This is a genomic window from Nonomuraea sp. NPDC003201 (assembly GCF_053590415.1).
The window spans coordinates 23,314-47,867 of record NZ_JBSFTC010000057.1; the positions used below are offsets into that span (position 1 = coordinate 23,314).

23 protein-coding genes and 1 riboswitch are annotated in these 24,554 nt (G+C 69.6%); of the genes, 11 read left to right on the forward strand and 12 right to left on the reverse strand.

What is annotated here, in order from left to right; genetic code table 11:
• Positions 1 to 179 precede the first annotated feature (179 nt).
• On the forward strand, positions 180 to 1,121 hold the full coding sequence (locus ACWDX9_RS21770; RefSeq protein ID WP_449956711.1) for a hypothetical protein: 942 nt from the start codon (positions 180 to 182) through the stop codon (positions 1,119 to 1,121).
• Positions 1,122 to 1,173: 52 nt separating this feature from the next.
• Here ACWDX9_RS21770 and purL read toward each other — a convergent pair whose 3' ends face one another.
• The 4 genes from purL to purS form a co-directional block, all read right to left on the reverse strand.
• A complete protein-coding gene (gene purL / locus ACWDX9_RS21775) occupies positions 1,174 to 3,423 on the reverse strand; it encodes a phosphoribosylformylglycinamidine synthase subunit PurL (protein WP_449956714.1) in 2,250 nt (749 codons plus the stop codon).
• Positions 3,420 to 4,103 (reverse strand): phosphoribosylformylglycinamidine synthase subunit PurQ, encoded by a 684-nt coding sequence (purQ, locus tag ACWDX9_RS21780; protein WP_355207756.1) that lies wholly within the window; start codon positions 4,101 to 4,103, stop codon positions 3,420 to 3,422. The genes purL and purQ overlap by 4 nt, the downstream gene beginning before the upstream one ends.
• Before the next feature lie 138 nt (positions 4,104 to 4,241).
• Positions 4,242 to 4,628 (reverse strand): ATP-binding protein, encoded by a 387-nt coding sequence (locus tag ACWDX9_RS21785; protein WP_350737367.1) that lies wholly within the window; start codon positions 4,626 to 4,628, stop codon positions 4,242 to 4,244.
• Positions 4,629 to 4,847: 219 nt separating this feature from the next.
• Positions 4,848 to 5,093, reverse strand: coding sequence for a phosphoribosylformylglycinamidine synthase subunit PurS (gene purS / locus ACWDX9_RS21790; RefSeq protein ID WP_350737364.1), 246 nt, complete (start codon positions 5,091 to 5,093; stop codon positions 4,848 to 4,850).
• A gap of 300 nt (positions 5,094 to 5,393) precedes the next feature.
• On the opposite strand from purS, the gene pdhA reads away from it, so the two are divergent.
• The 4 genes from pdhA (at position 5,394) to ACWDX9_RS21810 (ending at position 9,295) form a co-directional block, all read left to right on the forward strand.
• The gene (pdhA, locus tag ACWDX9_RS21795) at positions 5,394 to 6,488 is read left to right on the forward strand and encodes a pyruvate dehydrogenase (acetyl-transferring) E1 component subunit alpha (protein WP_449956717.1); all 1,095 of its coding nucleotides are present in this window, start codon (positions 5,394 to 5,396) and stop codon (positions 6,486 to 6,488) included.
• On the forward strand, positions 6,485 to 7,465 hold the full coding sequence (locus ACWDX9_RS21800) for an alpha-ketoacid dehydrogenase subunit beta (RefSeq protein WP_355207764.1): 981 nt from the start codon (positions 6,485 to 6,487) through the stop codon (positions 7,463 to 7,465). The genes pdhA and ACWDX9_RS21800 overlap by 4 nt, the downstream gene beginning before the upstream one ends.
• A 16-nt stretch (positions 7,466 to 7,481) precedes the next feature.
• Complete coding sequence (locus ACWDX9_RS21805; RefSeq protein WP_449956720.1) at positions 7,482 to 8,882, forward strand: dihydrolipoamide acetyltransferase family protein; 1,401 nt, start codon at positions 7,482 to 7,484, stop codon at positions 8,880 to 8,882.
• Positions 8,883 to 9,001: 119 nt separating this feature from the next.
• Positions 9,002 to 9,295 carry a Dabb family protein gene (locus ACWDX9_RS21810; RefSeq protein WP_363983999.1) on the forward strand — a complete coding sequence of 98 codons (294 nt, stop codon included), beginning with the start codon at positions 9,002 to 9,004 and terminating at the stop codon, positions 9,293 to 9,295.
• On the opposite strand, the gene ACWDX9_RS21815 is transcribed toward ACWDX9_RS21810, so the two are convergent.
• The 3 genes from ACWDX9_RS21815 to ACWDX9_RS21825 all read right to left on the reverse strand — a co-directional run bounded on the left by ACWDX9_RS21815 (position 9,292) and on the right by ACWDX9_RS21825 (position 12,373).
• Positions 9,292 to 9,516: a hypothetical protein gene (locus ACWDX9_RS21815; RefSeq protein ID WP_192788390.1), complete on the reverse strand. Its 225-nt coding sequence runs from the start codon at positions 9,514 to 9,516 to the stop codon at positions 9,292 to 9,294. The two genes, ACWDX9_RS21810 and ACWDX9_RS21815, sit on opposite strands and share 4 nt — an antisense overlap.
• A gap of 71 nt (positions 9,517 to 9,587) precedes the next feature.
• On the reverse strand, positions 9,588 to 10,526 hold the full coding sequence (locus ACWDX9_RS21820) for an MBL fold metallo-hydrolase (RefSeq protein WP_449956723.1): 939 nt from the start codon (positions 10,524 to 10,526) through the stop codon (positions 9,588 to 9,590).
• A gap of 41 nt (positions 10,527 to 10,567) precedes the next feature.
• The gene (locus ACWDX9_RS21825; RefSeq protein WP_350737347.1) at positions 10,568 to 12,373 is read right to left on the reverse strand and encodes an acyl-CoA dehydrogenase; all 1,806 of its coding nucleotides are present in this window, start codon (positions 12,371 to 12,373) and stop codon (positions 10,568 to 10,570) included.
• Between the two features lie 103 nt (positions 12,374 to 12,476).
• On the opposite strand from ACWDX9_RS21825, the gene ACWDX9_RS21830 reads away from it, so the two are divergent.
• The 3 genes from ACWDX9_RS21830 to ACWDX9_RS21840 all read left to right on the forward strand — a co-directional run bounded on the left by ACWDX9_RS21830 (position 12,477) and on the right by ACWDX9_RS21840 (position 14,127).
• A complete protein-coding gene (locus tag ACWDX9_RS21830; protein WP_449956727.1) occupies positions 12,477 to 13,274 on the forward strand; it encodes a class I SAM-dependent methyltransferase in 798 nt (265 codons plus the stop codon).
• A 23-nt stretch (positions 13,275 to 13,297) separates the two neighbouring features.
• A riboswitch (guanidine-III (ykkC-III) riboswitch) is annotated at positions 13,298 to 13,359 on the forward strand.
• Between the two features lie 32 nt (positions 13,360 to 13,391).
• On the forward strand, positions 13,392 to 13,706 hold the full coding sequence (locus ACWDX9_RS21835; RefSeq protein ID WP_350737341.1) for a DMT family transporter: 315 nt from the start codon (positions 13,392 to 13,394) through the stop codon (positions 13,704 to 13,706).
• 37 nt (positions 13,707 to 13,743) lie between these two features.
• Positions 13,744 to 14,127, forward strand: coding sequence for a VOC family protein (locus ACWDX9_RS21840; protein ID WP_449956730.1), 384 nt, complete (start codon positions 13,744 to 13,746; stop codon positions 14,125 to 14,127).
• Between the two features lie 2 nt (positions 14,128 to 14,129).
• Here the strand turns inward: ACWDX9_RS21840 and ACWDX9_RS21845 are convergent, their stop codons facing one another.
• Positions 14,130 to 14,579, reverse strand: a complete 450-nt coding sequence (locus ACWDX9_RS21845) for a hypothetical protein (RefSeq protein WP_350737336.1) — start codon at positions 14,577 to 14,579, stop codon at positions 14,130 to 14,132.
• Between the two features lie 76 nt (positions 14,580 to 14,655).
• Here ACWDX9_RS21845 and ACWDX9_RS21850 point away from each other — a divergent pair, with 76 nt between their 5' ends.
• The gene (locus ACWDX9_RS21850; RefSeq protein ID WP_449956733.1) at positions 14,656 to 15,120 is read left to right on the forward strand and encodes an N-acetyltransferase family protein; all 465 of its coding nucleotides are present in this window, start codon (positions 14,656 to 14,658) and stop codon (positions 15,118 to 15,120) included.
• Here the strand turns inward: ACWDX9_RS21850 and ACWDX9_RS21855 are convergent.
• Complete coding sequence (locus ACWDX9_RS21855) at positions 15,099 to 15,641, reverse strand: PadR family transcriptional regulator (RefSeq protein WP_449956736.1); 543 nt, start codon at positions 15,639 to 15,641, stop codon at positions 15,099 to 15,101. The two genes, ACWDX9_RS21850 and ACWDX9_RS21855, sit on opposite strands and share 22 nt — an antisense overlap.
• 69 nt (positions 15,642 to 15,710) lie before the next feature.
• Between ACWDX9_RS21855 and ACWDX9_RS21860 the strand changes: the two genes are divergently transcribed.
• Complete coding sequence (locus ACWDX9_RS21860) at positions 15,711 to 16,484, forward strand: alpha/beta hydrolase (protein ID WP_449956739.1); 774 nt, start codon at positions 15,711 to 15,713, stop codon at positions 16,482 to 16,484.
• Here ACWDX9_RS21860 and ACWDX9_RS21865 read toward each other — a convergent pair.
• Positions 16,462 to 18,477 (reverse strand): molybdopterin-containing oxidoreductase family protein, encoded by a 2,016-nt coding sequence (locus tag ACWDX9_RS21865; RefSeq protein ID WP_449956742.1) that lies wholly within the window; start codon positions 18,475 to 18,477, stop codon positions 16,462 to 16,464. The genes ACWDX9_RS21860 and ACWDX9_RS21865 overlap by 23 nt on opposite strands.
• Before the next feature lie 201 nt (positions 18,478 to 18,678).
• Between ACWDX9_RS21865 and ACWDX9_RS21870 the strand changes: the two genes are divergently transcribed.
• Positions 18,679 to 21,054, forward strand: a complete 2,376-nt coding sequence (locus ACWDX9_RS21870) for a lysylphosphatidylglycerol synthase transmembrane domain-containing protein (protein WP_449956745.1) — start codon at positions 18,679 to 18,681, stop codon at positions 21,052 to 21,054.
• Here ACWDX9_RS21870 and mgrA read toward each other — a convergent pair whose 3' ends face one another.
• Positions 21,055 to 22,047 carry an L-glyceraldehyde 3-phosphate reductase gene (mgrA, locus tag ACWDX9_RS21875; protein WP_449956747.1) on the reverse strand — a complete coding sequence of 331 codons (993 nt, stop codon included), beginning with the start codon at positions 22,045 to 22,047 and terminating at the stop codon, positions 21,055 to 21,057. It abuts the gene before it with no gap.
• A complete protein-coding gene (locus ACWDX9_RS21880; protein ID WP_449956750.1) occupies positions 22,044 to 24,134 on the reverse strand; it encodes a S9 family peptidase in 2,091 nt (696 codons plus the stop codon). The genes mgrA and ACWDX9_RS21880 overlap by 4 nt, the downstream gene beginning before the upstream one ends.
• Positions 24,135 to 24,554 lie beyond the last annotated feature (420 nt).

Genomic DNA, 24,554 nt, shown 5'->3' on the forward strand with positions numbered 1-24,554 from the left:
ACCGGCGATCGACGTCGCCAATGCGTCGTTTTACTCACCGCTGTCTCCAAATCCTGTCAATCTGGTCAGTAACCCTCCGTTTCGTGATGGATACGTTATGTAGTTCTTGCCATCTCTTGGAACGGTTGAAACGTGAATCTCATGGACAACATGAGCATCACTTGTTCGGAAGGACAGCCGTGGCTAACAAGGTTCGCGGTGGGCGCACGCTCACCCTCGCCGCCGTGGGGGCGCTGGCCGCCTCGCTCCTCACCGTCGGTGGCGTCGCCACCGCATCGTCGGCCGCCGGCGAGGTGCACGCCTGCGTGCACAAGAAGACGCGGTACGCCCGCATCGTCAACCCCGACACGAAGTGCCGGAAGACGGAGGAGCGGATCCTGATCGGCGGCGCCTCCCAGACGACCGTTCAGCAGGGCCAGCAGGGGGCACAGGGCGCGAAGGGCGAGACCGGCCCGGCCGGCCCTCAGGGTCCGAAGGGCGCGGACGGCAAGAACGGCCTGCCCGGCAAGGACGGCAAGGACGGCCTCCCCGGTAAGGACGGTCTGCCTGGCAAGGACGGCCAGGACGGCAAGAACGGCCTCCCCGGCAAGGACGGCCAGGACGGTAAGGACGGCCTGCCCGGCAAGAACGGTCAGGACGGTAAGAACGGGCTGCCTGGCAAGGACGGCAGGAACGGTCTGCCCGGCAGGAACGGCCACGACGGCCAGGACGGCAAGGACGGCAAGGACGGCCTCCCCGGCAAGCCGGGAGAGAGGGGCCCCCAGGGTCCGGCGGGTCCGCAGGGTCCGAAGGGTGACTCGGGCGACGGCGCGAGCTACACCTCCTACACCAAGTTCGCGTCCCTGAACTCGACCGGCTCCGCGACCGCCAGCTGCGACAAGGGCGGCATGATGACCGGCGGCGGGTTCTCGTTCGAGGCCCTCAAGAACGCCATCGTCATGAGCAGCGCGCCCAGCGGCACCACCGGCTGGACCGTGAGCGTGGCCAAGGACGACAACGGCAACAACACCTACTCGTCCACCACCGCCACCGACCAGAAGACGACCACCAGCAGCGGCAACCACGGCACCAGCGTCAGCGGCACCGTCTACGTCGTCTGCCTGGGCCAGAAGAAGGCGTAACACGCGAAGAAGGGCCGGTACGGGCACCCCGTACCGGCCCTTCCGAAGTCCGTCAGCCGAACAGCGCGGGCAGCGCCGCCGAGTGCGTCTCCCGCAGCTCCTCGACCTGCACCTGGAACACACCCTCGACCACCAGCGAAGCGCCTCCGGTCGTGCCGAGCCCGTAGCAGGGCACCTCGTGCCGCCCGCACAGCGACGCGAACTCCTCGTAGGCCTCCGGCCGCACCGTGACCAGCGCCCGCGCGGCCGACTCGCTGAACAGGTCGGTGAAGGCGTCCCCGCTCAGCGCCACCGAGGCCCCGACGCCCCGAGCCAGGCACGACTCCGCCAGCGCGACGGCCAGCCCGCCGTCCGACAGGTCGTGCGAGCCCTCCAGCAGCCCCCTCTTGGCGGCCTCCACCAGCACGGTCGCCAGCGCCTGCTCGGCGTGCAGGTCGGCCCGGGGCGGCAGCCCGCCCAGGTGGCGGTGCGCGACGTGCGCCCACTCCGAGCCGCCGAACTCCTCGTGCGTGTCGCCGAGCAGCACGACCTTCAGCCCTTCGGCGGTGAACCCGGACGGCACCCGCTTGGCCACGTCCTCGATGACGCCCAGCACGCCCACGACCGGCGTGGGGTGGATGGCCGTCGAGCCCGTCTGGTTGTAGAAGGAGACGTTCCCGCCGGTCACCGGCACGCCCAGGGTGCGGCACGCGTCGGCCAGGCCGCGCACGGCCTCGGCGAACTGCCACATGACCTCGGGGTCCTCGGGCGAGCCGAAGTTGAGGCAGTTGGTCACGGCCAGCGGCTTGGCGCCGGTCACGGCCACGTTCCGGTACGCCTCGGCCAGCGCCAGCTGCGCCCCCGCGTACGGGTCGAGCTTGGCGTAACGGCCGTTGCCGTCGGTGGACAGCGCGATGCCCCTGGTCGTCGGCTCCGCGCCGGCGATGACCTCCGAGATCCGCAGCATGCCCGCGTCCGCCGGCTGGGCCAGCACGGTGTTGGAGCGGACGTAGCGGTCGTACTGGGAGGTCACCCACTCCTTGGAGGCCAGGTTGGGCGAGCCGAGGAGCTGGAACAGCGTGGCCCGCAGGTCCGCGGGCCGCTCCAGCCGGTCGGGCGTGTCGGCGTTGAGCGCGGCCTGCCCGGACGGCTCGTGGTACGGGCGCTCGTAGACGGGCCCGTCGTCGGCCGCCGTGCCCGGCGGGATGTCCACGATGACCTCGCCGTCCCAGGTCATGACCAGGCGGCCGGTGTCGGTGACCTCGCCGATGACGGTGGCGGGGACGTCCCACTTGTCGCAGATCGCCATGAAGGCCGCGATGTCGTCGGGCCGGACCACGGCCATCATCCGCTCCTGCGACTCGCTCATGAGGATCTCCTCGGGCCTGAGCGAGGGGTCGCGGAGCGGGACGAGGTTGAGGTCGACGTGCATGCCGCCGGTGCCCTTGGCGGCCAGCTCGGTCGTCGCGCACGACACCCCGGCCGCGCCGAGGTCCTGGATGCCGACGACCACGTCGGCCGCGTACAGCTCCAGGCAGCACTCGATGAGCAGCTTCTCCATGAACGGGTCGCCCACCTGCACGGCGGGCCGCTTGGCGTGCGACTCGTCCTCGAAGGTCGCCGACGCGAGCACGGAGGCGCCGCCGATGCCGTCGGGGCCGGTGGACGCGCCGAACAGCACGACCTTGTTGCCCGGGCCGGGCGCGGTGGCCAGCTTGATCTGGTCCTTGCGGAGCAGGCCCACGCACAGGGCGTTGACCAGCGGGTTGCCGATGTAGCAGGGGTCGAAGACGACCTCGCCGCCGATGTTGGGCAGGCCCAGGCAGTTTCCGTAGTGGCTGATGCCCTCGACCACGCCGGGCAGGACCCGGCGGGTGTCCACGGCGTCCGCGCCGCCGAAGCGCAGCGCGTCCATCACCGCGATCGGGCGCGCGCCCATCGACATGATGTCGCGGACGATCCCGCCGACGCCGGTGGCCGCACCCTGGTGCGGCTCGACATAGGACGGGTGGTTGTGCGACTCGATCTTGAACGTGGCCGCCCAGCCGTCGCCGATCTCCACCACGCCGGCGTTCTCACCCATGCCCACGAGCAGCGCGTCGGACTTGGGCGCCTTGGTGGCGAACTGCTTGAGATGCACCTTGGACGACTTGTACGAGCAGTGCTCGGACCACATGACGCTGTAGATGGCCAGCTCGGAGCCGGTGGGACGGCGACCCAGGATGTCCTTGACCCGGTCGTACTCGTCCTGCTTCATCCCCAGCTCGGCGAAGGGCATCGGCTCTTCGGGCGTCTCCGCCGCCCGCTTCACGTTATCGGTCATGCGTTCACCAGCTTCTTGAGGACGGAGGTGAAGAACCCGAGGCCGTCGGTGCTGGGCGCGCCGACCAGGTCCTCGACCGCGTGCTCGGGGTGCGGCATGAGGCCGACCACGTTGCCCGCCTCGTTACGGATGCCCGCGATGTCGTTGAGCGAGCCGTTGGGGTTGCCGCCGACGTAGCGCACGACCACGTGGCCGCCCGACTCCAGCGCGGCCAGGGTGTCCTCGGAGGCCACGTAGCGGCCCTCGCCGTGCTTGACGGGCAGCACGATCTCCTGGCCGGGCTCGAAGGAGCTGGTCCAGGGGGTGGCCGTCTGCTCGATCCGGACCCGCTGGTCACGGCAGACATAGTGGAGCGAGGCGTTGCGGGTCAGCGCGCCGGGCAGCAGATGGGCCTCGCAGAGGATCTGGAACCCGTTGCAGGTGCCGATCACGGGCAGCCCCGCCCTGGCGGCCGGGACGAGCTCGTCCATCAGCGGCGCGAACCGGGAGATGGCGCCGCAGCGCAGGTAGTCGCCGTAGGAGAAGCCGCCGGGCAGGAAGACGGCGTCGACCCCCTTCAGGTCGTGGTCGGCGTGCCACAGCGGCACCGCCTCCGCGCCCACGAGGCGTACGGCCCTGGCGGCGTCCTGGTCGTCGAGAGTTCCTGGAAACGTGACTACGCCCACACGGGCAGCGCTCATGACAGTCGTCCCCTCCGAGGAATGCGCGCGCACGCGCCACCGTCTCTTCGGGTGGACGGCGGTCTGCGGCGGTGTCTTCAGATTATCGGGTGCTGCCGGGTGGTCCACATCGGCTCGTGCGTCGGGCGAAGGCGCAGGTCAGACTGCCGCCAGCTCGCGGGGACGGGCGTCGGCCGAGTCGTCCCAGGCGAGGTGCTTGCGCAGGTGGACCGTGGTGCCACGGCCGGGTGTGATGCCGAAGGAGATCTCGTCCACCACGGAGCGCATGATCAGCAGACCACGGCCGTTCTCCGTGTCGGGTGGAGGGAAGTGCGGCGGCATCGTCGGCAGGCCGTCGCCGTTGTCCGCGATGCGCACGTCGCAGCGGCCGTAGCCGATCGCCGCGCTCACTTCGTAGCGGTTGGCAGGACCCCCGTGCCGCACAGCGTTGGAGCACGCCTCGGAGACGGCGAGGAGCATGTCGGCGATGCACGTCTCACTCACGTTGAGTGAACGCATGGCATCGCCCAGCACTCGCCTGACCATCGGAATGCCGATCGCATCCCGAGGCAGTGCCAACGAGAACTCAATATCCACCGGACTCCTCCGGGCGCCAGACCATCACCTGGAGTAGGTTTCCCTGTGAAAACGGGGCTAACCGCAAAATCACGTTGTTGTTATTTAGTGTTGGCACGCCCGTGGCATTGTGCCGCCCCCGAACCCCGCTTTAACCGGCCAGGGGGGAATCCGGGCGGCAAATCTCCCCTAATCCTCAACCCGGACGCTGTAGTCCTCGATCACCGTGTTGGCCAGCAGGGTCTCGGCCATCTTGCGGATCTCCTCCAGCGCCGCCTCGTCGGCCGGGCCGTCGAGCTCGACCTCGAAGCGCTTGCCCTGCCGCACGGCCGAGACGCCGGAGAAGCCGAGCCTGGGCAGCGCTCTGGCGATCGCCTGGCCCTGCGGGTCGAGGATCTCGGGCTTCAACATGACGTCCACGATGACGCGGGCCACTGCGTTCCTCCTGGATGCGGTGGGTGACTGGGAAGCACAGCCTACCGGCGCGTGTGGCTGTCGACACAACGGGAACGGGGAGGGCATGGGGCTTGCGCGCAGGGCTGTGACGTCTGCCACGATGTCCCCAAACGCGTACGAACCACCACCAGATGGTTCATCGCATGGAAGGCGGGCCTCAAGGTGGCAACCCCATCGAAGACCTGCCCTGACGACCGCACAGGAGTGGCTCATGACCGAGCTTGTCGAGGTCATCAATGAACACAGCACCTCTGTCACGAGGCCGACGAAGGAGGCCTCGTGACAGCCGAAGCCTCTCGTGGTGCCTCTGACGCACCTCCGGAGCTAGTCCAGTTGCTCACCCCCGAGGGCGAGCGGGTTGAGCACCCCGACTACGACATCGACCTGACCGATGAGGAGGTCCGGTCGCTCTACCGCGACCTGGTCCTCGTACGGCGCATCGACCTGGAGGCCGTGGCGCTGCAACGCCAGGGCGAGCTGGGCATCTGGGCCTCGCTGCTGGGCCAGGAGGCGGCCCAGATCGGCTCGGGCCGCGCATTGACCGACTCCGACATGGCCTTCCCCACCTACCGCGAGCACGGCGTGGCGTGGTGCCGCGACGTCGACCCGGTGAAGCTGCTGGGCCTGTTCAGAGGCGTGAACCACGGCGGCTGGGACCCCAAGGAGCACAACTTCCACCTGTACACGATCGTGATCGGCAGCCAGACCCTCCACGCGGTCGGCTACGCGATGGGCATCCAGCGCGACGACGCCAGCGCCGCCACGATCGTCTACTTCGGCGACGGCGCCACCTCGCAGGGCGACGTGAACGAGTCGTTCATCTGGGCCAGCGTGTTCAACGCGCCGATCGTGTTCTTCTGCCAGAACAACCAGTGGGCCATCTCCGAGCCCCTGGAGAAGCAGACCCGCATCCCCCTCTACCGGCGCGCCTCCGGCTTCGGCTTCCCGGGGATCAGGGTGGACGGCAACGACGTGTTCGCCTGCCTGGCCGTGACCAGGAAGGCGCTGGAGGCCGCCCGCACCGGTCAGGGGCCGACGCTCATCGAGGCGTTCACGTACCGGATGGGCGCCCACACCACCACCGACGACCCGACGCGCTACCGCGTGGCCAGCGAGCTGGAGGCGTGGAAGCTCAAGGACCCGATCGAGCGGGTCAGGTCGTACCTGTTCAAGAACGAGCACGCCGACCCGTCGTTCTTCGACTCCGTCGACGCCGAGGCCGACCAGCTCGGGGCCGACCTGCGCAGGCGCTGCCTGGCCATGCCCGACCCCCGGCCGCTCGACATCTTCGACCACGTCTACCGCGAGCCCCACGCCCTGATGGACCAGGAGCGCGCCCAGTACGCGGCCTACTTGGAGGGGTTCGCCAAATGACGGTCATGAGCCTGTCCAAGGCGCTCAACGAGGGCATGCGCAAGGCCATGGAGGACGACTCCAAGGTCCTCATCATGGGCGAGGACGTCGGCAAGCTGGGCGGCGTCTTCCGGGTCACCGACGGCCTGCAGAAGGACTTCGGCGAGGACCGCGTCATCGACACGCCGCTGGCCGAGTCGGGCATCATCGGCACCGCGATCGGGCTGGCGCTGCGCGGCTACCGGCCGGTGTGCGAGATCCAGTTCGACGGGTTCGTCTTCCCGGCCGCCGACCAGATCATCACGCAGCTCGCCAAGATGCCGATGCGCTCGCTGGGCGCGATCAAGCTCCCGGTCGTCGTACGCATCCCGTGCGGCGGCGGCATCGGCGCGGTCGAGCACCACAGCGAGTCGCCCGAGGCGTACTTCACCCACACGGCCGGCCTGCGCGTCGTGTCCTGCTCCAACCCGGCCGACGCGTACACCATGATCCAGCAGGCCATCCGCAGCGACGACCCGGTGATCTTCTTCGAGCCCAAGCGGCGCTACTGGGAGAAGGCCGACATCGACACCGGCTCCACCGACTGGTGGCCGCCGCTGCACGCGGCCCGGGTCGTGCGCCCCGGGTCCGACGTCACGTTGCTGGCCTACGGCCCCATGGTCAAGACGTGCCTGGAGGCCGCCACGGCCGCCGAGGAAGACGGCCGTTCGCTGGAGGTGATCGACCTGCGCTCGCTCAACCCGCTGGACGAACCGGCCGTGATGGACTCCGCGCGCCGTACCGGGCGGGTGGTGGTCGTCCACGAGGCCCCCGTCAACAGCGGTTTCGGGGCCGAGCTGGCGGCCAGGATCACGGAGCAGTGCTTCTACCACCTGGAGTCGCCGGTGCTCAGGGTCGGCGGCTTCTCCACCCCCTACCCGCCGTCGAAGCTGGAGGAGCACTACCTGCCCGACCTGGACCGGGTGCTCGACGCCGTCGACCGCGCCTTCGGGTACTGAGGGGGGTGGGGTTCTCATGCGACGCGAGTTCAAGCTCCCCGACGTCGGCGAAGGGCTGACGGAGGCCGAGGTCGTCCGCTGGCACGTCGAGGCGGGTGACGCGGTCAAGGTCAACCAGATCGTCGTCGAGATCGAGACGGCCAAGTCGATCGTCGAGCTCCCGATCCCCTGGGACGGGGTGGTCGCGGACCTGCTGGCCGAGGCGGGCCAGACGGTCGACGTCGGCGCCCCCATCATCGCCGTCGAGACCTCCGAGGGCGCCGCTCCCGTCTCGGAGGAGACCAAGGCCCTGGCCGAGGACATGGTGCCCACGCCTCCGGCGGAGGGCGCCGTCGAGCCCGGGGCTCACGGCAGCCCGGCGCCCAAGGAGGAGCGCCAGGCGGTCCTGGTCGGCTACGGCGTCAAGACCGGCGCCACCAAGCGCCGCCCCCGCAAGCCCCAGGCTCCCGGCATCCCGGCGAGCCCGGTGGCCAACCCCTCCCGCGTGGAGGTGGCCGGCGGCCCTGCTCCTGCCCCTGCCGCTGCCCCTGTCGCGCCGCCGGCCGGCCGGGTCGGCGTCCTCGCCAAGCCACCCGTACGGAAACTGGCCAAAGACCTCGGCGTCGACCTGTCCACCCTCGCCGGCACCGGCCCCGAGGGCTCGATCACCCGCGAGGACGTCCACGCCGCTGCGGAGGCCGGGGCGGCCCCGGTCGCCGAGGTGGCGGCGGCCGAGCGGCCGGAGGAGCGCATCCCCGTCAAGGGCGTGCGCAGGATGACCGCCCAGGCCATGGTCGCCAGCGCCTTCACCGCTCCGCACGTCACCGAGTTCCTCCAGCTCGACGTGACGAACACCATGGAGACGGTGCGGCGCCTGCGCACCTTCCGGGACTTCGCGGACGTCAAGGTGTCCCCGCTGCTGCTGGTGGCCAAGGCGGTCCTCACCGCCGTCAAACGCCACCCGATGATCAACTCGTCGTGGGACGAGGCGGCGCAGGAGATCGTGGTCAAGCGCTACGTGAACCTGGGGATAGCCGCCGCCACCCCCCGCGGCCTCGTCGTGCCCAACGTCAAGGACGCCCACACCCTGTCGCTCCCCGAGCTGGCCGGGCGGCTGGCCGAGCTCACGGAGACCGCCAGGGCGGGCCGCACCCAGCCGGCCGAGATGGCCGGCGGCACCTTCACCATCACCAACGTCGGCGTCTTCGGCGTCGACGCCGGCACCCCGATCCTGAACCCCGGCGAGGCCGCCATCCTCGCCGTCGGCCAGATCAGGGACATGCCGTGGGTGGTGGACGGCGAGCTGGCGGTGCGCAAGGTGACCACCCTGGCCCTGTCGTTCGACCACCGCATCGTGGACGGCGAGCTGGGCTCGATGTTCCTGCGCGACGTCGGCGACATGCTGGAGGACCCGCTGCACATGCTGGCCTGGAGCTAGCCGGGAAAGCCTACGGCGACCGCCGGGAGGACCCCTCCCCCGGCGATCGCCGTAGGCCGGGGACACCCGCACCCATCCCGTACAGAGTCACGCCGTCGCGATCTGATACACCTGATCGCATGATTCGCCACATCGTGTTGTTCACCTGGACCGAGGCCGCGACCGACGAGCAGAAGGAGACGGTGACCACCGAGCTGGGCAAGCTGCCCGGCATCATCCCGCAGCTCCGCTCGTACACCGTGGGCCCGGACGCGGGCATCAACCAGGGCAACCACGACTACGCGGTGGTGGCCGACTTCGACGACGTCGACGACTACCTGGTCTACCGCGACCACCCGCAGCATCAGGCGGTGATCGTGGAGCACATCAGGCCGATCCTGGCCTCCCGGGCCGCGGTGCAGCTCAGCCTCTAGATCTCCGGCGGGTTGTTCTCGCGGTGCATCAGCCGGCCCTCGGAAGTGCGGCCCCTCCTGGGGGCCAGCACGACGCTCAGCACCACTCCCACGCCACCGACGATCATGAAGATGAGCCCGACGACATCCATGTGGACGGCCTTGCCGAACACGTCGGGCTCGATCGCGAATCTCAGGATGGCGCCAAGCGTGAGGAAGAAGATGCTTACCCCGACACCCATGACGACCTCCAGGCAAACGGCGAGTACAGCCACGGTCATACCCGGGTACAGAAGATCACACCCGTAACATCTCAGGCGAGGCAGGACAAAGGCTTGCCGCCGTTGTAGGTGATCATGTCGAACACGGCGGTGGCCAGGTCGATCGGCGCGCCCAGCGGCTGTCCGTCGAGTTCGGCGTAGGCGCGGTGCAGATTGCCCACGATGCGCTCGGAGTCCAGCAGCCCGCCCCACTCGCCCAGGTCTGCCTGCCTGGCCGCCTCCAGCGGCGACAGGCCCGCCGCCCGGCCCCGCGCCGCGGTCTCCTGCACGAACCGCAGGTAACCCTCGACCCGGTCGTATACCTCCGGCCCGCACACCCCGCCGTGGCCCGGCACGACGGTCTCCGCCCCCAGCGCCCTGAGCTGGTCGAGCGCGTCCAGCGCCCCGGCCACCGAGCCCATCAGGACGAACGGCGTGCCGCCGTTGAAGACGAGGTCGCCCGAGAACAGCAGCCGCCGCTCGGGGATCCACACGTACGAGTCGTTCGTCGTGTGCGCGGCGTGGCCCACGTGCCTCACCTCGCACCGCAGGTCGTCGGAGTGCAGGGTGATCCGGTCGGTGAAGGTGAGGAACGGCGGCGCCACCTCCATCTCGCCCCACTCCACCTCGGGCGACCACGCGGCGCGGTAGGTGGGGACGCCGTCGGCCAGGATCTGCTCCCGCACGCCCTCGTGCCCGACGATCGTGGCCTCGGGGAAGAGCCAGTTGCCGAACGTGTGGTCGCCGTGGTGGTGGGTGTTGACCAGCGTGGTGATCGGCCGGTCGGTGACCGTGCCGATGGCCTCGCGGAAGGCCCGCGTACGGCGCTCGGTCGAGCAGGCGTCGACGCAGATCACGCCGCGCCGGCCGGCCAGGAAGCCGGTGTTGTTGATCCACCAGCTCCCGTCGGGCTGGATGTAGGCGAAGACGCCCTCGGACACCTCTTCGACCCGGGGCGGAGGAAGGGGATGATCGTGGGAAGTCGAGCTCATGCCGCGACCGTACTCCCTCGAAGCACCCCCGCCCCCACGGTTCAGAAGGCCTCCTCGGGGAGCTCCATGAGCTCCTGCCCGGTGGAGTCCACGATCCGGCGCTCGGTCGCCAGCCGCGGCAGGACGGTCTTGGCGAAGAACGAGGCCGCGGCCACCTTGCCCAGGTAGAACGGGTCCTCGCCGTCGGCCAGCCTGGCCAGCGCCACCTCGGCCTGCCGCAGCAGCAGCCAGCCGATCACCAGGTCGCCCAGCGCGAGCAGGAGCCGGGTGGTGTTCAGCCCGACCTTGTACACCTCGGCCGGCGCCTCCAGCGAGCCCAGCGCCCAGCCCGCCATGGTGTCGCCCATGGCCTTGACCTCGGCGGCGGCCTCCGCGAGGAGCTTGCGCTCCTCCTTGAGCCGGCCGTTGCCCGCCTCCGAGCCGGCGAACTCGCCGATCTCGGCCAGCAGCGACCCGACCGCCGCGCCCTGGTTGCGCAGGATCTTCCGGAAGAACAGGTCCAGGCCCTGGATCGCGGTCGTGCCCTCGTAGAGGGAGTCGATCTTGGCGTCCCGGATGTACTGCTCGATCGGGTAGTCCTGCAGGTAGCCCGAGCCGCCGAGGGTCTGCAGCGAGCGGGAGAGCAGCTCGTACGACCGCTCGGAGCCGACGCCCTTGACGATGGGCAGCAGCAGGTCGTTCATCTCACTGGCGTGCCGGTCGTCGGGGTCGACCAGGAGGGTGTCCTGGAACGTGGCCGTGTAGAGCACCAGGGCCCGCATGCCCTCGGCGTACGACTTCTGCAGCATGAGCTCGCGCCGCACGTCGGGGTGGTGGGTGACGGCGACCCGCGGGGCGGCCTTGTCGGCCATCCGGGTCAGGTCCGCACCCTGCAGGCGCGACTTGGCGTACTCCAGCGCGTTCAGGTAACCGGTGGAGAGCGTGGCGATGGCCTTGGTGCCGACCATCATGCGGGCGTGCTCGATGACCATGAACATCTGCCTGATGCCCTCGTGGACATCGCCCACCAGCCAGCCGACGGCCGGGTGCTTGTCGCCGAACGTCAGCTCGCACGTCGTGGAGACCTTCAGCCCCATCTTCTTCTCGACGTTGGTGACGTAGACGCCGTTGCGCTCGCCCAGCTCGCCGGTCTCGAGATTCACGTGGAACTTCGGCACCAGGAACATCGACAGCCCCTTGGTGCCCGGGCCGTGGCCCTCGGGGCGGGCCAGCACGAGGTGGAAGATGTTCTCGGTCATGTCGTGCTCGGCGCTGGTGATGAAGCGCTTGACGCCCTCGATGTGCCAGCTGCCGTCCTCCTGGCGCACCGCCTTGGCCCGCCCGGCGCCCACGTCGGAGCCGGCGTCCGGCTCGGTGAGGACCATCGTGGCGCCCCACTCGCGCTCGATGGCCAGCTCGGCGAAGCGCTTCTGCTCCGGCGTGCCGACCTTCCACAGCGTGTAGGCGAAGTTGGGGCCCGCGGCGTACATGTACAGCGCCGGGTTCGCGCCCAGCACCATCTCGGCCGTGGCCCAGGCCAGGCTCCTCGGGATGCCGGGGCCGCCCAGCTCGGGGGGCAGGTCGAGGTTGGCCCAGCCGCCGTCCACCAGCGCCTTGTAGGACTTCTTGAAGCCCTCGGGCACCTTCACGGAGCTGGTCGCGGCGTCGAACACCGGCGGGTTCCTGTCGCCCTCCTCGAAGGAGTCGGCCAGGACGCCGGAGGCCAGCCTGTTGACCTCGTCAAGGATGCCCCGGGCGACCTCCTCGTCCACGTCCGCAAAGGGCCCTGTGCCGAGGATCTCACGTCGCCCGAACACCTCGAAGAGGTTGAATTCCAGGTCTCGCACGTTGCTCTTGTAGTGGCCCATGGGGTCGATCTCCTTGAACCGAGGGGTATTCGTACTGGCGAGTAACCTTACTCTGCAATGCTACCCGCGGGTAACCCCAGGTATGCGTGGCATGCTCGTCTCCATGGACGCCGAAGAACTCGCCGCGAGATGGCGAGAGCGCCTGGAATCATGGGCCATTCCCGACAAGATCATGGCCAAGGTTTCCGCCGACCCCTGGAGTCACTCGCCCGAGCGGTTCGGCACCCGTACCGACAGGGCGCTGGCCGAACCCGACGACGGCCCCACCATGTCCCGGCTCTCGGAGGCGCTGCCCGACAAGGGCACGCTGCTCGACGTGGGCTCGGGCCCCGGCGCCTCGTCCCTGCCGCTGCACGAGCGCATCGGCCACCTCTACGCGGTGGACACCTCGGCGTCGATGCTGGAGGGGCTGACCGCCCGGGCGGAGAAGCTCGGCGTGCCGGTCACGGCGATCGAGGGGCGCTGGCCCGACGTGGCCGGGCGGGTGCCCGTGGTGGACGTCACCATCGCCGCTCACGTGATCTACAACGTCCTCGACCTGGCCGACTTCCTGCGGGCCCTCGACGAGCGCACGCAGGGGCGGGTGGTGCTGGAGCTCACGCACCGCCATCCCATGAGCTGGATGGCGCCGCTGTGGCAGCACTTCCACGGGGTGGACCGGCCGGTCCGGCCCATCGCCGAGGACTGCGTGGCGCTGGCCGCGGCGCTCGGCTACCCGGTGCAGGTGGAGGAACGGGAAGCTCCCCTGGAACGATTCACCTCGCTGGACGACCTGGCGGCCAGCGCGTGCCGCAGGGTGTGCCTCGACCCGTCCAGAGCGGAGGAGGTGGCGGCCACGGTGATGGAGCTGGGCATGTGGCCGTTGCCGCGCGACCGATGGGTCACCATCTGGTGGGAATGATCCCGTCGAGGGCCGCGTTGTCGCTCATGAGCTGACAAGCTCCCGGACGAGACGCGCCGTACCCGGAACGCCAAGACGACGCACGTACTGATGTCTCGTCCCAAGGGAGTTCTGATCATGGCGTGGATCGTCCTCGTGCTGGCCGGCGTCTTCGAAGTCGTCATGGCCCTTTCGCTCAAGCTCAGCAACGGGTTCGGCAACCTGTGGTGGACCCTGTCGTTCCTCGTCACGGCCGTGCTGAGCTTCGGCCTGCTCTCGTACGCGCTCAAGACCCTCGAAGTCGGCACCGCGTACGCCGTCTGGACCGGCGTCGGCGCGGCGGGCACCGCGGTGCTGGGCATGATCGCCATGGGGGACGAGGTCTCGCCGGCGCGCATCGTCTCGATCGCGCTGATCCTGGCGGGGGTCATCGGCCTGCGGGTGCTCGCCTGACCTTGACGTTCCGGCTCGTCACGGGTTGGGTGTCTGCGTGATCGAAATTCATGCCGTGACCATCGACGCCGCCGACCCGTACGAGATCGCCACCTGGTGGAGCAAGGCCACCGGGCTGCCGCTCGGCGAGGGTGACAAGCCGGGCGACGACGAGGTCATGCTGCGTACCAGGCAGGACCCGTTCCTGCTGTTCATCCGCGTGCCCGAGGGCAAGACCGTGAAGAACCGGGTCCACCTCGACGTCAACGGCACCGAGGGCAGGACCCGCGACCAGGAGGTCGAGCGGCTGATCGGGCTGGGCGCGACCGTCCACGACGACCTGCGGCAGCCCGATGGCACCGGCTGGGTGACGATGCTCGACCCGGAGGGCAACGAGTTCTGCGTGTGCCGGAGCCAGGCGGAGCGGGAGGCGCAGGGCTGAGCTCACCGGGCGGAATCGGCGCGGCCCCGCATGGTGAGGGTCAGGATGCCGGCGATCAGGTAGACCAGCGCGCCGTGCCACAGGGCCTGCACGCCGGAGCCGAACACCCCTTCGTGGTCGAGCACGAGCTGCACCGGGTAGTCCAGCACGGCCGTGATGGCCGCGGGCAGCAGTGCGAACTTCCACGGGTGCTTCAGCGACCAGAGGCGGGCCTGGCGGGTCACCCGGTCGCCCTCGTGCGGCTTGGAGACCGCGCCGATCGCGGCGATCAGGGCGAACAGGCTGATGCCCAGGCCCAGCGCCCACACCAGGTCGCCACCGCCCGTGAGCACGCCCAGGCCGAAGCTGGTCGCGGCGACGGCGCCGCCACCGACGGCGGCGGCCTTCCAGGGGGCGCCGCGGAGCGCGGCACCCGACAGCGAGACTTCGTCTCGTCGGCTGATTTCGTTCATGTCACTCATGGTGCCTTTTCGGCCCCCTTGGGGGCATCGGGGAAGGACCCTGAGCCATCCCTGACATCATTCGGACATGCAGCAAAGTGAGAAAGTGCTCTTCCGCGAGGCCCGCAAGGAGGATGTGCCGGCGATCGTGGCGATGCTGGCCGACGACCATCTCGGCGCCACGCGCGAGGGCGACCCCGGCGACGAGCGCTACCTGGCGGCGTTCGAGCGGATCGACGCCAACCCGTACGACGAGCTGATCGTCGCCGAGCAGGACGGCGAGGTGGTGGGCACGATGCAGCTCACGTACCTGGCCGGGCTGTCGCGGCTGGGCGCCGAGCGGTGCCAGATCGAGGCCGTCAGGGTCGCCGCCGCCGCCCGCGGCCAGGGCCTCGGCGGCCGGATGATCAAGTGGGCCGTCGACCGGGCCCGGGAGCGCGGCTGCGTCATCGTGCAGCTCACCTCCGACAAGTCACGTACGGACGCGCACCGCTTCTACGACAACCTCGGCTTCGCGGCCTCCCACGAGGGCTACAAGCTCTCGCTGAGCTGAGCCAGCATCCAGCGGCACCACTCGGCCCGGTGCCGCTCGTAGCTCAGCCCGCAGCGCAACGTGGCGTAGTTGCCGAACCGGGGATCGTCGAAGGCGGGCGGCCCGTCGAATGACGCCTCCTGCCGCTCGTACTCGGCCAGCCGCTCCTCGTGCGCGGCGAGCTGGTCGGCGAACATCCGCCTGACCAGCTCCGGCTCGGCCAGCCACGACGCGTACGTCTTCAGCACCAGCTCGTCGCGCTCCGGCCGCTCGCGGGGCGGCTCGGTGACCCATTCCCGCAGCACCACCCGGCCCTCGGCGGTCAGGTGGTAGACCTTCCTGCCCTGCGGCCCCGGCCCGTGCTCGGCCTCGAACCCGACCAGCCCCCCGGCCCGCAGCTTCTGCAGCTCGGCATGGATCTGGCTGTGCCCGGCCGTCCAGAAGTAGCCGACGGGCCGCCGCATGGCCGCAGCCAGGTCGTACCCCGTGCGCTCGCCGCGCGCCAGCACGGCGAGGATCGCGAATCCCAGCGTTGAGGTCATGGTTCGCCCAAGGATATGGTGCTCCTACGACTATGTCACTTCTGACATAGTTGAGCGGAAAGGGCGGCCATGCGCGCGTTGGTAGGTGTGGTGGGGCTCATGGTGGGAGTGCTGACGGCCTGCGGGGGCGCGGCCGGCACCGGTGCCGCGGCGCCCGGCCCGAGCACGGCTCCCGCGGCGACGAGTCCGGCCCCGGTTCCCGAGGCGACGACGTCGGCCCCGATTCCGACGGGGCCGAACGTCTCCGGGTGCTTCACCGAGGCGGACGGCAAGATCTTCAAGCACGACGGCGACCTGCCCGGCGTGATCACCGGTGACGGCCCGGTGGGCGTGGTCATCACCTACGAGCGCCGGGGCAACGTGTGCACGTGGCGGCCCCTGTCGGACCGCCTCGTGGCCGCCGGCTACCGCGTCCTGCTGTACGCCAGGACCTCCGCCATCCTCCCCGAGGACGGCGCCGTCGCCATGGCCGAACGCCTGGCCAAGGAGCCGGGCGTCAAGCGGGTCTTCCTGGTCGGCGGCTCGATCGGCGCCACCACCGCCGTCCCCGCCGCCCTGCGGCTCGGCTCGAAGGTGGCCGGCGTGGTGGCCGTCTCAGGCGAGATCAGCGGGGAGAACGCGGCCAGACTGACCGTCCCGCTCCTCCAGATCGGCTCCGCGAACGACGGGTACGGCGGCGCCGACGACCTGGCCAGGGCGCACGCCGCCGCCACGAAGGCCCCTGACAACCAGACCATGGTCATCCCGGGGGAGAGCCTGCACGCCTCGGCGCTGTTCGCCAGTCCTCACGGGAAGGACGTGCTCGACCGGATCGTGGCGTTCATGGACCGGCACAAGGGCTGATCTCGACCAGGTTGTCGTGGAAGCCCGGCCCCCTTCCCATGTCCCCGTCCCGCTCGGCCACGACCGCGTTCGGGTTGGCGCCGCCGGGGGTCAGCTTCGGCCAGCGCCCCTTCGGCGAGGCCACCACCCCGGCCGCCACGCGGTCGCTGATCTCCACGTCCGCCAGGAACTCGCCGCCGTCGTTGTGCACGCGTACCCGCTGACCGGCCACCAGCCCCCGGGCGGCCGCGTCGGCCGGGTTGACCAGCACCACCGGGTCCTTGGCGCGGCGGCGCAGCTCAGGGTTGTTGCCGAAGGTCGTGTTGAGGAACGTGTGCGACGCGGGCGTGACCAGCGCCAGCGGGTACGGCGAGCCGCCCCTCGTACCGGCCGTGTGGGACGGTGTGTACGCCTTGCCCGCCTGCGGGAAGCGCATCCTGCCCGACCTCGTCGGGAAGCCCTCGGCGAACGGCGTGAAGGGCTCGGGGTAGTTCATCCGCACCCAGCCCTCCTTGCGCAGCCGGTCCAGCGTGATGCCCTCCAGCGACGGGTGCCCGCTCGCCAGCAGCTGCTCGGCCAGCTCCAGGTCCGAGTCGAACAGCGACGGCTCGGTCATCCCCATGTGCGCCGCCAGCCGCCGGAACGTCTCCGTCGTGGACAGGCACTCGCCGGGCGCGGGCTCGGCGGGCTCGTTCCAGAGCAGGTAGAGGTGCCCGTATCCGGCGTGCAGGTCCTGGTGCTCGGTCTGCATGGTCGCGGGGAGCACGATGTCGGCGTAGTCCACGGTGTCGGTCGGGAACTGCTCCATGACCACCGTGAACAGGTCCTCGCGGGCGAGCTGCCGCCTGATCGCGTTCGCGTCGGGGCTCGAGCCCACCGGGTTGGCCGCGTACACCCACAGGCATTTCACGTCGTCGAGCTGGGACCCCAGCTTGGTCATGACGAGCGTGCGGACGGGCTTGGCCAGCAGGTCGTCGCGGGTGTCGATGGCGAAGTGCACGTGGCCGCTGGTGGAGTACGCGATGCCGCCGCCGGGGTGGCGCCAGTCGCCGGTGACGCCGGGGATCGAGGCGAGCGTGCGCAGCGCGGTGCCGCCGCCCTGGTGCCGCTGGAGGCCCTGTGTGGCGCGGATGGCGGTCGGGCGGGTGTGGGCGAGCCGTATCCCCAGGCTGTGGATGGCGGAGGCGGGGATGCCGGTGATTTCAGCCACAGTCTCGACCGGATATTTCAGGATTTCCTGGTGGAAGTCCTCCCAGCCCTCGGTGTGCTCGGCCAGGAACTCCTCATCCTGCGCGTTCTCCGCCAGCACGACGTTGAGCAGCCCGAGCGCGAGCGCCGCGTCCGTGCCCGGCCTGATCGCCAGGTACTCGTCGGCCTGGTCGGCCGTCCTGGTGCGGATCGGGTCGATGGCGACGACGTGCGCGCCGTCCGCCCGCGCGTCCTGGATGAACTTCCACAGGTGGTGACCGCTGGTCAGCGTGTTCGTGCCCCAGAGCAGGATCAGCTTCGCCAGCGCGAAGTTCTCGGGGTCCATGCCGCCCGGGGTGCCGTTCGTCCGCATCAGGCCGCTGCTGCCGGCCGCCGAGCAGATGTTGAGCCAGTGCTTGGAGGCGCCCAGCATGTTCCAGAACCGCCGCCCGGCCACGCCCTCGCAGCCCTGCAGGTAGCCGAGCGTGCCGGTGCCCAGGTACGGCCAGATGGCCTCCCCGCCGTGCTCCTCGACGATGCCGCGCAGCCGCACCGAGATCTCGTCGAGCGCCTCGTCCCAGGTGATGCGCTCGAACTGGCCGGAGCCCTTGGGGCCGATTCGGCGCATGGGGTGCAGGATGCGGTCGTCCGCCCGGGTGTGCTCGAGGTAACGGTTGACCTTCACGCAGAGGGCGCCCCTGGTGTACGGGTGGTCGGGGTTGCCGCGGAGCTTGGCAGCCCTGCCGTTCTCCACGGTGACCACCCAGGAGCAGCCATCCGGGCAGTCCAGCGGACACGCCCCCAAAACCCTCAATTCACCCGACATGGGACACAGACTACGTCCCGCACCTGGAATGACGGCAGACGCGGAAATGCGTGTAGCCTGCCCGGTGCGACGATTGCGGGGGCGATTGAGGACACTGGAAGCCTAGAGATCGCACGGTCCGGCCGGGAAGGTGCAGAATCGCTGTCGGTGGCCGAAATCAGGGAACGAGATGACACGGAGGACCTCGAGGGGGATCCAGCCGTGGGTGAGTCACGCGCGGAAAGCGACGTCTACGTTGTGGAGCCGCTGCTGCCCCAGCGCCTTCGCCGCCCCTCCGACCTGCTGCGCTTCTTCGCCACGCTCATCGTGCTCGGCGCGGTCGTCCTGCTCGCGCTGGTCGCCAAGCAGACGCTCATCGGCCTGGAGGCCGACGTCAAGGAGGGCGCGCAGCTCGTACCGCTGCTCAGCAGGATCGCCGCGTTCCTGGGTGGCGCGGCCGTGCTCATCGTGCCCGCGGCCTTCGCCGTCGAACGGGTCTTCCACCGCGACGGGCTGCGCGTCGCCGAAGGGCTGATCGCCGCGATCATCGGCATGGCCGGGTCGTTCCTGCTCGGGCAGTGGCTGGTCGCCGGCAACGCCGACGACCTGCGCGTGCTGCTGACCGGCGACCGGACGATCGAGCCGGTGAACACGCTGCTCACCTCGGTCGTCGCGTACGCCACCGCCGTCCGCATCTCGCGCCGGCCCACCTGGCGCATGCTGATGTGGACCACGATCGCCCTCTACGTCCTCGCGTTCTTCTCCGGCCGGCAGATCACGATCCCGAGCGCCATCGTCACGGTGCTGGTCGGCATGGTCATCGGCTACGCCACCCTCTACGGCGTCGGCAGCCCCAACACCAGGCCGGCGGGCAGCGCCCTGGTGGCCGCGCTGCGCAAGCTGTCGTTCGCGGTGGTCTCGGCCCGCCGCATCGAGGACGACCACCAGGGGAGCCGCCGCTACGCCATCGGGCTCAAGGACGGCACCAGCCTCGACGTCACCGTGCTCGACCGCGACCGGCAGGTGGCCGGGCTGCCGTACCGGCTGTGGCGGCGCATCCGGCTCAACTCCGAGACCAGGCGCAGGGCCATCAGGTCGCTCCGGGCGGAGCTGGAGCGCGAGGCGCTCATGGCGTACGCGGCCCAGGCGGCCGGCGTGAGCACCCCCAGGCTGCTCGGCACCAGCGAGATCGGCACCGAGGCCGCGATGCTCGCGTACGAGCACATCGAGACGCGCCCCCTCGACGAGGTGCCCGACGAGCAGATCGACGACGAGCTGCTCGCCCAGATCTGGGAGCAGGTGGAGCTGCTGCAGATCCAGCGCCTGGCGCACCGGCGGCTCACCGGCGACAGCATCCACCTCGACCGGGCGGGCCGCGTCGTGCTGACCGACGCGCGCAGCGGCGAGATCGCCGCCGGCGACCTGCTGCTCAGGCTCGACATCGCCCAGCTGCTCACCTACCTGGCGCTGCGCGTCGGCCCTGAGCGCTCCGTACGGACGGCGGCGGCCGTCATGGGGCCCGACACGCTGGCCGCCGCCATGCCGCTGCTCCAGCGCATCGCGCTGACCAGGGAGACCCGTTCGGCCCTGTCGAAGAACAAGAACCTGCTGGCCGGCATCCGCGAGCACATCGTCGCGCTCAAGCCGCAGGGCAAGGTCGAGGAAGTACGCCTCGAACGCTTCAAACCGCGCACCCTGATCACGATCATCGCCAGCACGCTGGCCGCGTACATCGTGCTCTCCCAGCTCAGCCGGGTCGACATCTACCGGGTGGTCACCACGGCCAACTGGGCCTGGTCCGGGGTCGCGCTGGTCGCGTCGTTCGTCAGCTTCGTGGCCGCGGCCCTGATGCTGCGGGGCTTCGTGCCCGAGCCGCTGCCGCTCTGGCGTACCGTGCTCGTGCAGTTCGCCTCGTCGTTCGTCAAGCTCGTCGCGCCCGCCGCCGTGGGCGGCGTCGCGATCAACACCCGTTACCTGCAGAAGCGCGGCATCTCGCCGGCCAGCGCGGTGGCCAGCGTGGGGGCCTCACAGCTCATCATGCTGGTCTTCCACATCGCGCTGCTGCTGCTGTTCGCCTACATCACCGGCTCCACCACGACCACGTCGTTCACCCCGTCGCGCGGCCTCGTCCTGGTGCTGCTCGCGGTCGCGGTGCTGGTCGTGGTGGTGCTTGGCGTGCCGCCGCTGCGCAGGCTGGTGACCTCCAGGATGCGCAAACTGTTCTCGAACGTGCTGCCCAGGCTGCTCGACGTGCTGCAGTCGCCGCGCAAGATGGTGGAGGCGTGCACGGGCACGCTCATGATCACCCTGGCGTTCGTGCTCTGCCTGGACGCCTGTGTGGCCGCGTTCGGCGGCTCGCTCAGCTTCACCGCCGTCGCGGTCGTCTACCTCACGGCCAACGCCATCGGCTCGGCCGCGCCCACACCGGGCGGTCTGGGCGCGGTCGAACTCGCGCTCGCGGGCGGCCTGACCGTGGCCGGCGTGCCCGCCGAGCTGGCCACCTCGGCCGTGCTGCTGCACCGGCTGCTCACGTTCTGGCTCCCGGTGCTGCCCGGCTGGGCCGCCTTCACCTACCTTCAGCGGCACGAATCCCTGTGATCAACGGGCCGTGTAGCGCTCGGTGATCTTGTCGATGGCCGCCAGCTCGTCCTCCGTGAAGGCCGGGCCGTCCACGCACGCCACGTTGTCCTCCAACTGCCGCACGCTGCTCGCCCCGATGAGCACGCTCGTCACCCGCGGGTCCCTGAGCGTCCACGACAGCGCCATCTGGGCCAGCGTCTGCCCGCGGCCCCTGGCGATCTCGTCGAGGCCGCGAGCCAGGTCGAGGTCGATCCGGTCGGCGCTGAGGAACCTGCTCGTCGCCGCCCGCGAGTCCGCCGGCACGCCGCCGAGGTAGCGGTCGGTCAGCAAGCCCTGGGCCAGCGGCGAGAACACGATGCAGCCCATGCCCGCCTCCTCCACCGCGTCGAGCAGCCCGTCCTCGATCCACCGGTTGATCATCGAGTAGGACGGCTGGTGGATGAGCAGCGGCGTGCCCAGCTCGCGCATGATCCGCGCGGCCTGGGCGGTCTGCTCGGCCGAGTAGTTGGAGATGCCCGCGTAGAGCGCCTTGCCCGAGCGCACGGCCCGGTCGAGCGCCCCCATGGTCTCCTCCAGCGGCGTCCCCGGGTCGGGGCGGTGGCTGTAGAAGATGTCGACGTACTCCAGCCCCATGCGCTTCAGCGACTGGTCGAGGCTGGCCAGGACGTACTTGCGCGATCCCCACTCGCCGTACGGACCCGGCCACATGTCGTAGCCGGCCTTGGTGGAGATGATCAGCTCGTCCCGGTACGGGGTGAAGTCCTCGCGCAGGATGCGGCCGAAGTTCGTCTCCGCCGAGCCGTACGGGACGCCGTAGTTGTTGGCCAGGTCGAAGTGCGTCACCCCGAGGTCGAACGCGCGCCGCAGGATCGCCCGCGAGTTCTCGATCGGGCGGGTGTCGCCGAAGTTGTGCCACAGGCCCAGCGAGACCGCGGGCAGTTTCAGCCCGCTGCGACCGCTGCGGTTGTACGGCTGCCGCTCGTAGCGGCTGTCGTCGGCCTGATAGGTCATGAGGTGCCCCTCTCGATGATCCAGGAGAGCGCGAAGGCCTCCTCGCGCCAGGCGTCGTAGCGCCCGCTGCGGCCGCCGTGCCCGGCGCCCATCTCCGTCTTGAGCAGGAACGGCCCGCCGTTCGCCGTCGCCCGCAGGCGAGCGATCCACTTCGCGGGCTCGTGGTAGAGGACGCGGGTGTCGTTCAGGCTGGTGATGGCCAGGATCGGCGGGTACGCGCGGCCGTCCACGTTCTCGTACGGGGTGTAGCTCTTCATGTAGGCGTAGACGTCGGGGTTGTGCAGCGGGTCGCCCCACTCGTCCCATTCGATCACAGTGAGCGGGAGCGACGGATCCAGGATGGTGTTCAGCGCGTCCACGAACGGCACCTCGGCCACCACGCCCGCGAACTCCTCCGGCGCCAGGTTCGCGACCGCGCCCATCAGCAGGCCGCCGGCCGAGCCGCCCCTGGCGATGACCCGCTCGCTCCAGCCGGTCGCCTTCAGGTGCCTGGCCACGGCCACGAAGTCGGTGAACGTGTTGCGCTTCCTGGTGAGCTTGCCGTCCTCGTACCAGCGGCGGCCCATCTCACCGCCGCCCCTGATGTGCGCGACGGCGAAGACGAACCCGCGGTCGAGCAGCGAGAGCCTCGGGACCGAGAAGCCGGGGTCGATGGAGGTCTCGTAGCTGCCGTACCCGTACAGAACGGTCGGCGCGGGCCTGGCGGAGTCCTTGCGCTTCACGATGGACACCGGGATCCTCGTGCCGTCCTCGGCCGTGGCCCACTCGCGGAACTGCTCGTAGTCGGCCGGGTCGTAGCCGCCCAGCACCGGGCGCCGCTTGAGCAGGATCAGCTCGTGCGTGTCCAGCTCGTAGTCGTACACGCTGGGCGGGGTGACCATGCTCGTGTAGGCCAGCCGGAGCCGCGTCGTGGTGAACTCGGGGTTGCCCGCGGGCCCGACGTCGTAGAGCGGCTCGGGGAAGTCGATCTCGTACGCGTTCCGCTCGGCGGCCTCGATCCGCTCGCGCCAACCTTGGACGTCGCCCGGGTACGGCAGCACGCGCAGGCCGGTCAGCCCGTCGCGGCGGAAGTGCACCACGGCGTGGTCGGAGAAGGCGTCGATCTCCAGGAGCCTGGTGTCGTCCCGGTGGGCGATCAGCGGCGTCCAGGTGCCGGGGGCGTCGAGCGGGGCGGTGGCCAGCTCGAAGTTCTCGGCGTTCTCGTTGTGGAGCACGTAGAAGAAGTCGCCCGCGTGCTCGACGCCGTATTCGACGCCGGTCTTCCTGGGGCGCACGACCGTGAACTCACCGGCGGGATCGGTGGCGTCGAGAATGCGCACCTCACTGGTGATCTTGCTGCCCGCGCCGAGCACGAGGTATTTCTCGCTGCGCGTGAGGCCGATGCCGACCCAGTAACGCTCGTCGGACTCCTCGTAGACCAGCACGTCCTCTTCGGTGCCGAGGGTGTGCCGGTAGACCTGGAACGGGCGCCAGGCGTCGTCGACGCGCGTGTAGAAGAACGTCGAGCCGTCGGCCGACCAGGCGCCGCCGTAGAAGATGTCGGTGATCTCGTCGGGGAGCAGTTCGCCTGTTTCGAGGTTCTTGAACTTCAGCGTGAATCGCTCGTCGCCCTTGAAGTCGGTCGAATAGGCCAGCATCGTGCCGTCGGGCGAGACGGAGCTGGTGCCGATCGAGAAGAACGGGCTGTCGCCGGCGAGCTCGTTGCCGTCGAGAATCACCTCCTCGCGTTCGAGAGTGGCACCCGGGGTGATCTCCGGAGGCGCGTCGCTGTCGGCCGGAACCCGGCAGGAGACGGCGTACTGCTTGCCTTCCGAGGTGCGCGAGAAGTACCACCAGGAGCCCTTGCGGCTGGCCACCGAGAGGTCGGTTTCCTGCGTGCGGCCCTTGATCTCCTGGAACACCTGCTCCTGGAGATCGGAGAGGTGAGCGGTCTGCTGTTTGAGAAACTCGTTCTCCGCCTCCAGATAGGAGGTGGTATCGGGATCTTCCTTGTTGCTCAGCCAGGCGTACTCGTCGATGACGGTGTCACCGTGGTGGGTGCGCTCAGTCGGAACCTTCTTCGCCACTGGCGGCGTGTTACTGCTCACGTGGGGAGTCTATGTTCGGGCGTGATCGATCTGTGTCCGTCGTACGCGGCGATCCGGCACGAGGGGTCGGGAGCGCTGCTAATCTTGAAGAGCCGAAGCAGTCCGGCACAAGCCTTCTTCCTCCTCCATCACGGCGGACGTGCGCGTCCACTCGTGAGGGCTGGTAAGTTAGAGGGGTTGTCCCGGAAGCGGGGCGGGTCTTAATTCCAGCAGGTCGAGCAAGTCGGGTCAATTTGACAGGGACTTGAACGGCTGGAAAGAATAAAGACACAACGAAATGAACGCCTCCGAGCGAAAGACCGGAACGGTTTTGAGCAAGGAAGTACGCGTCCGTTTCTTGAGAACTCAACAGTGTGTTAAAAGCCAGTGCATGAGATACACATGCATATCCCCGTCATTAATTGACGGAAATTTGCTTGG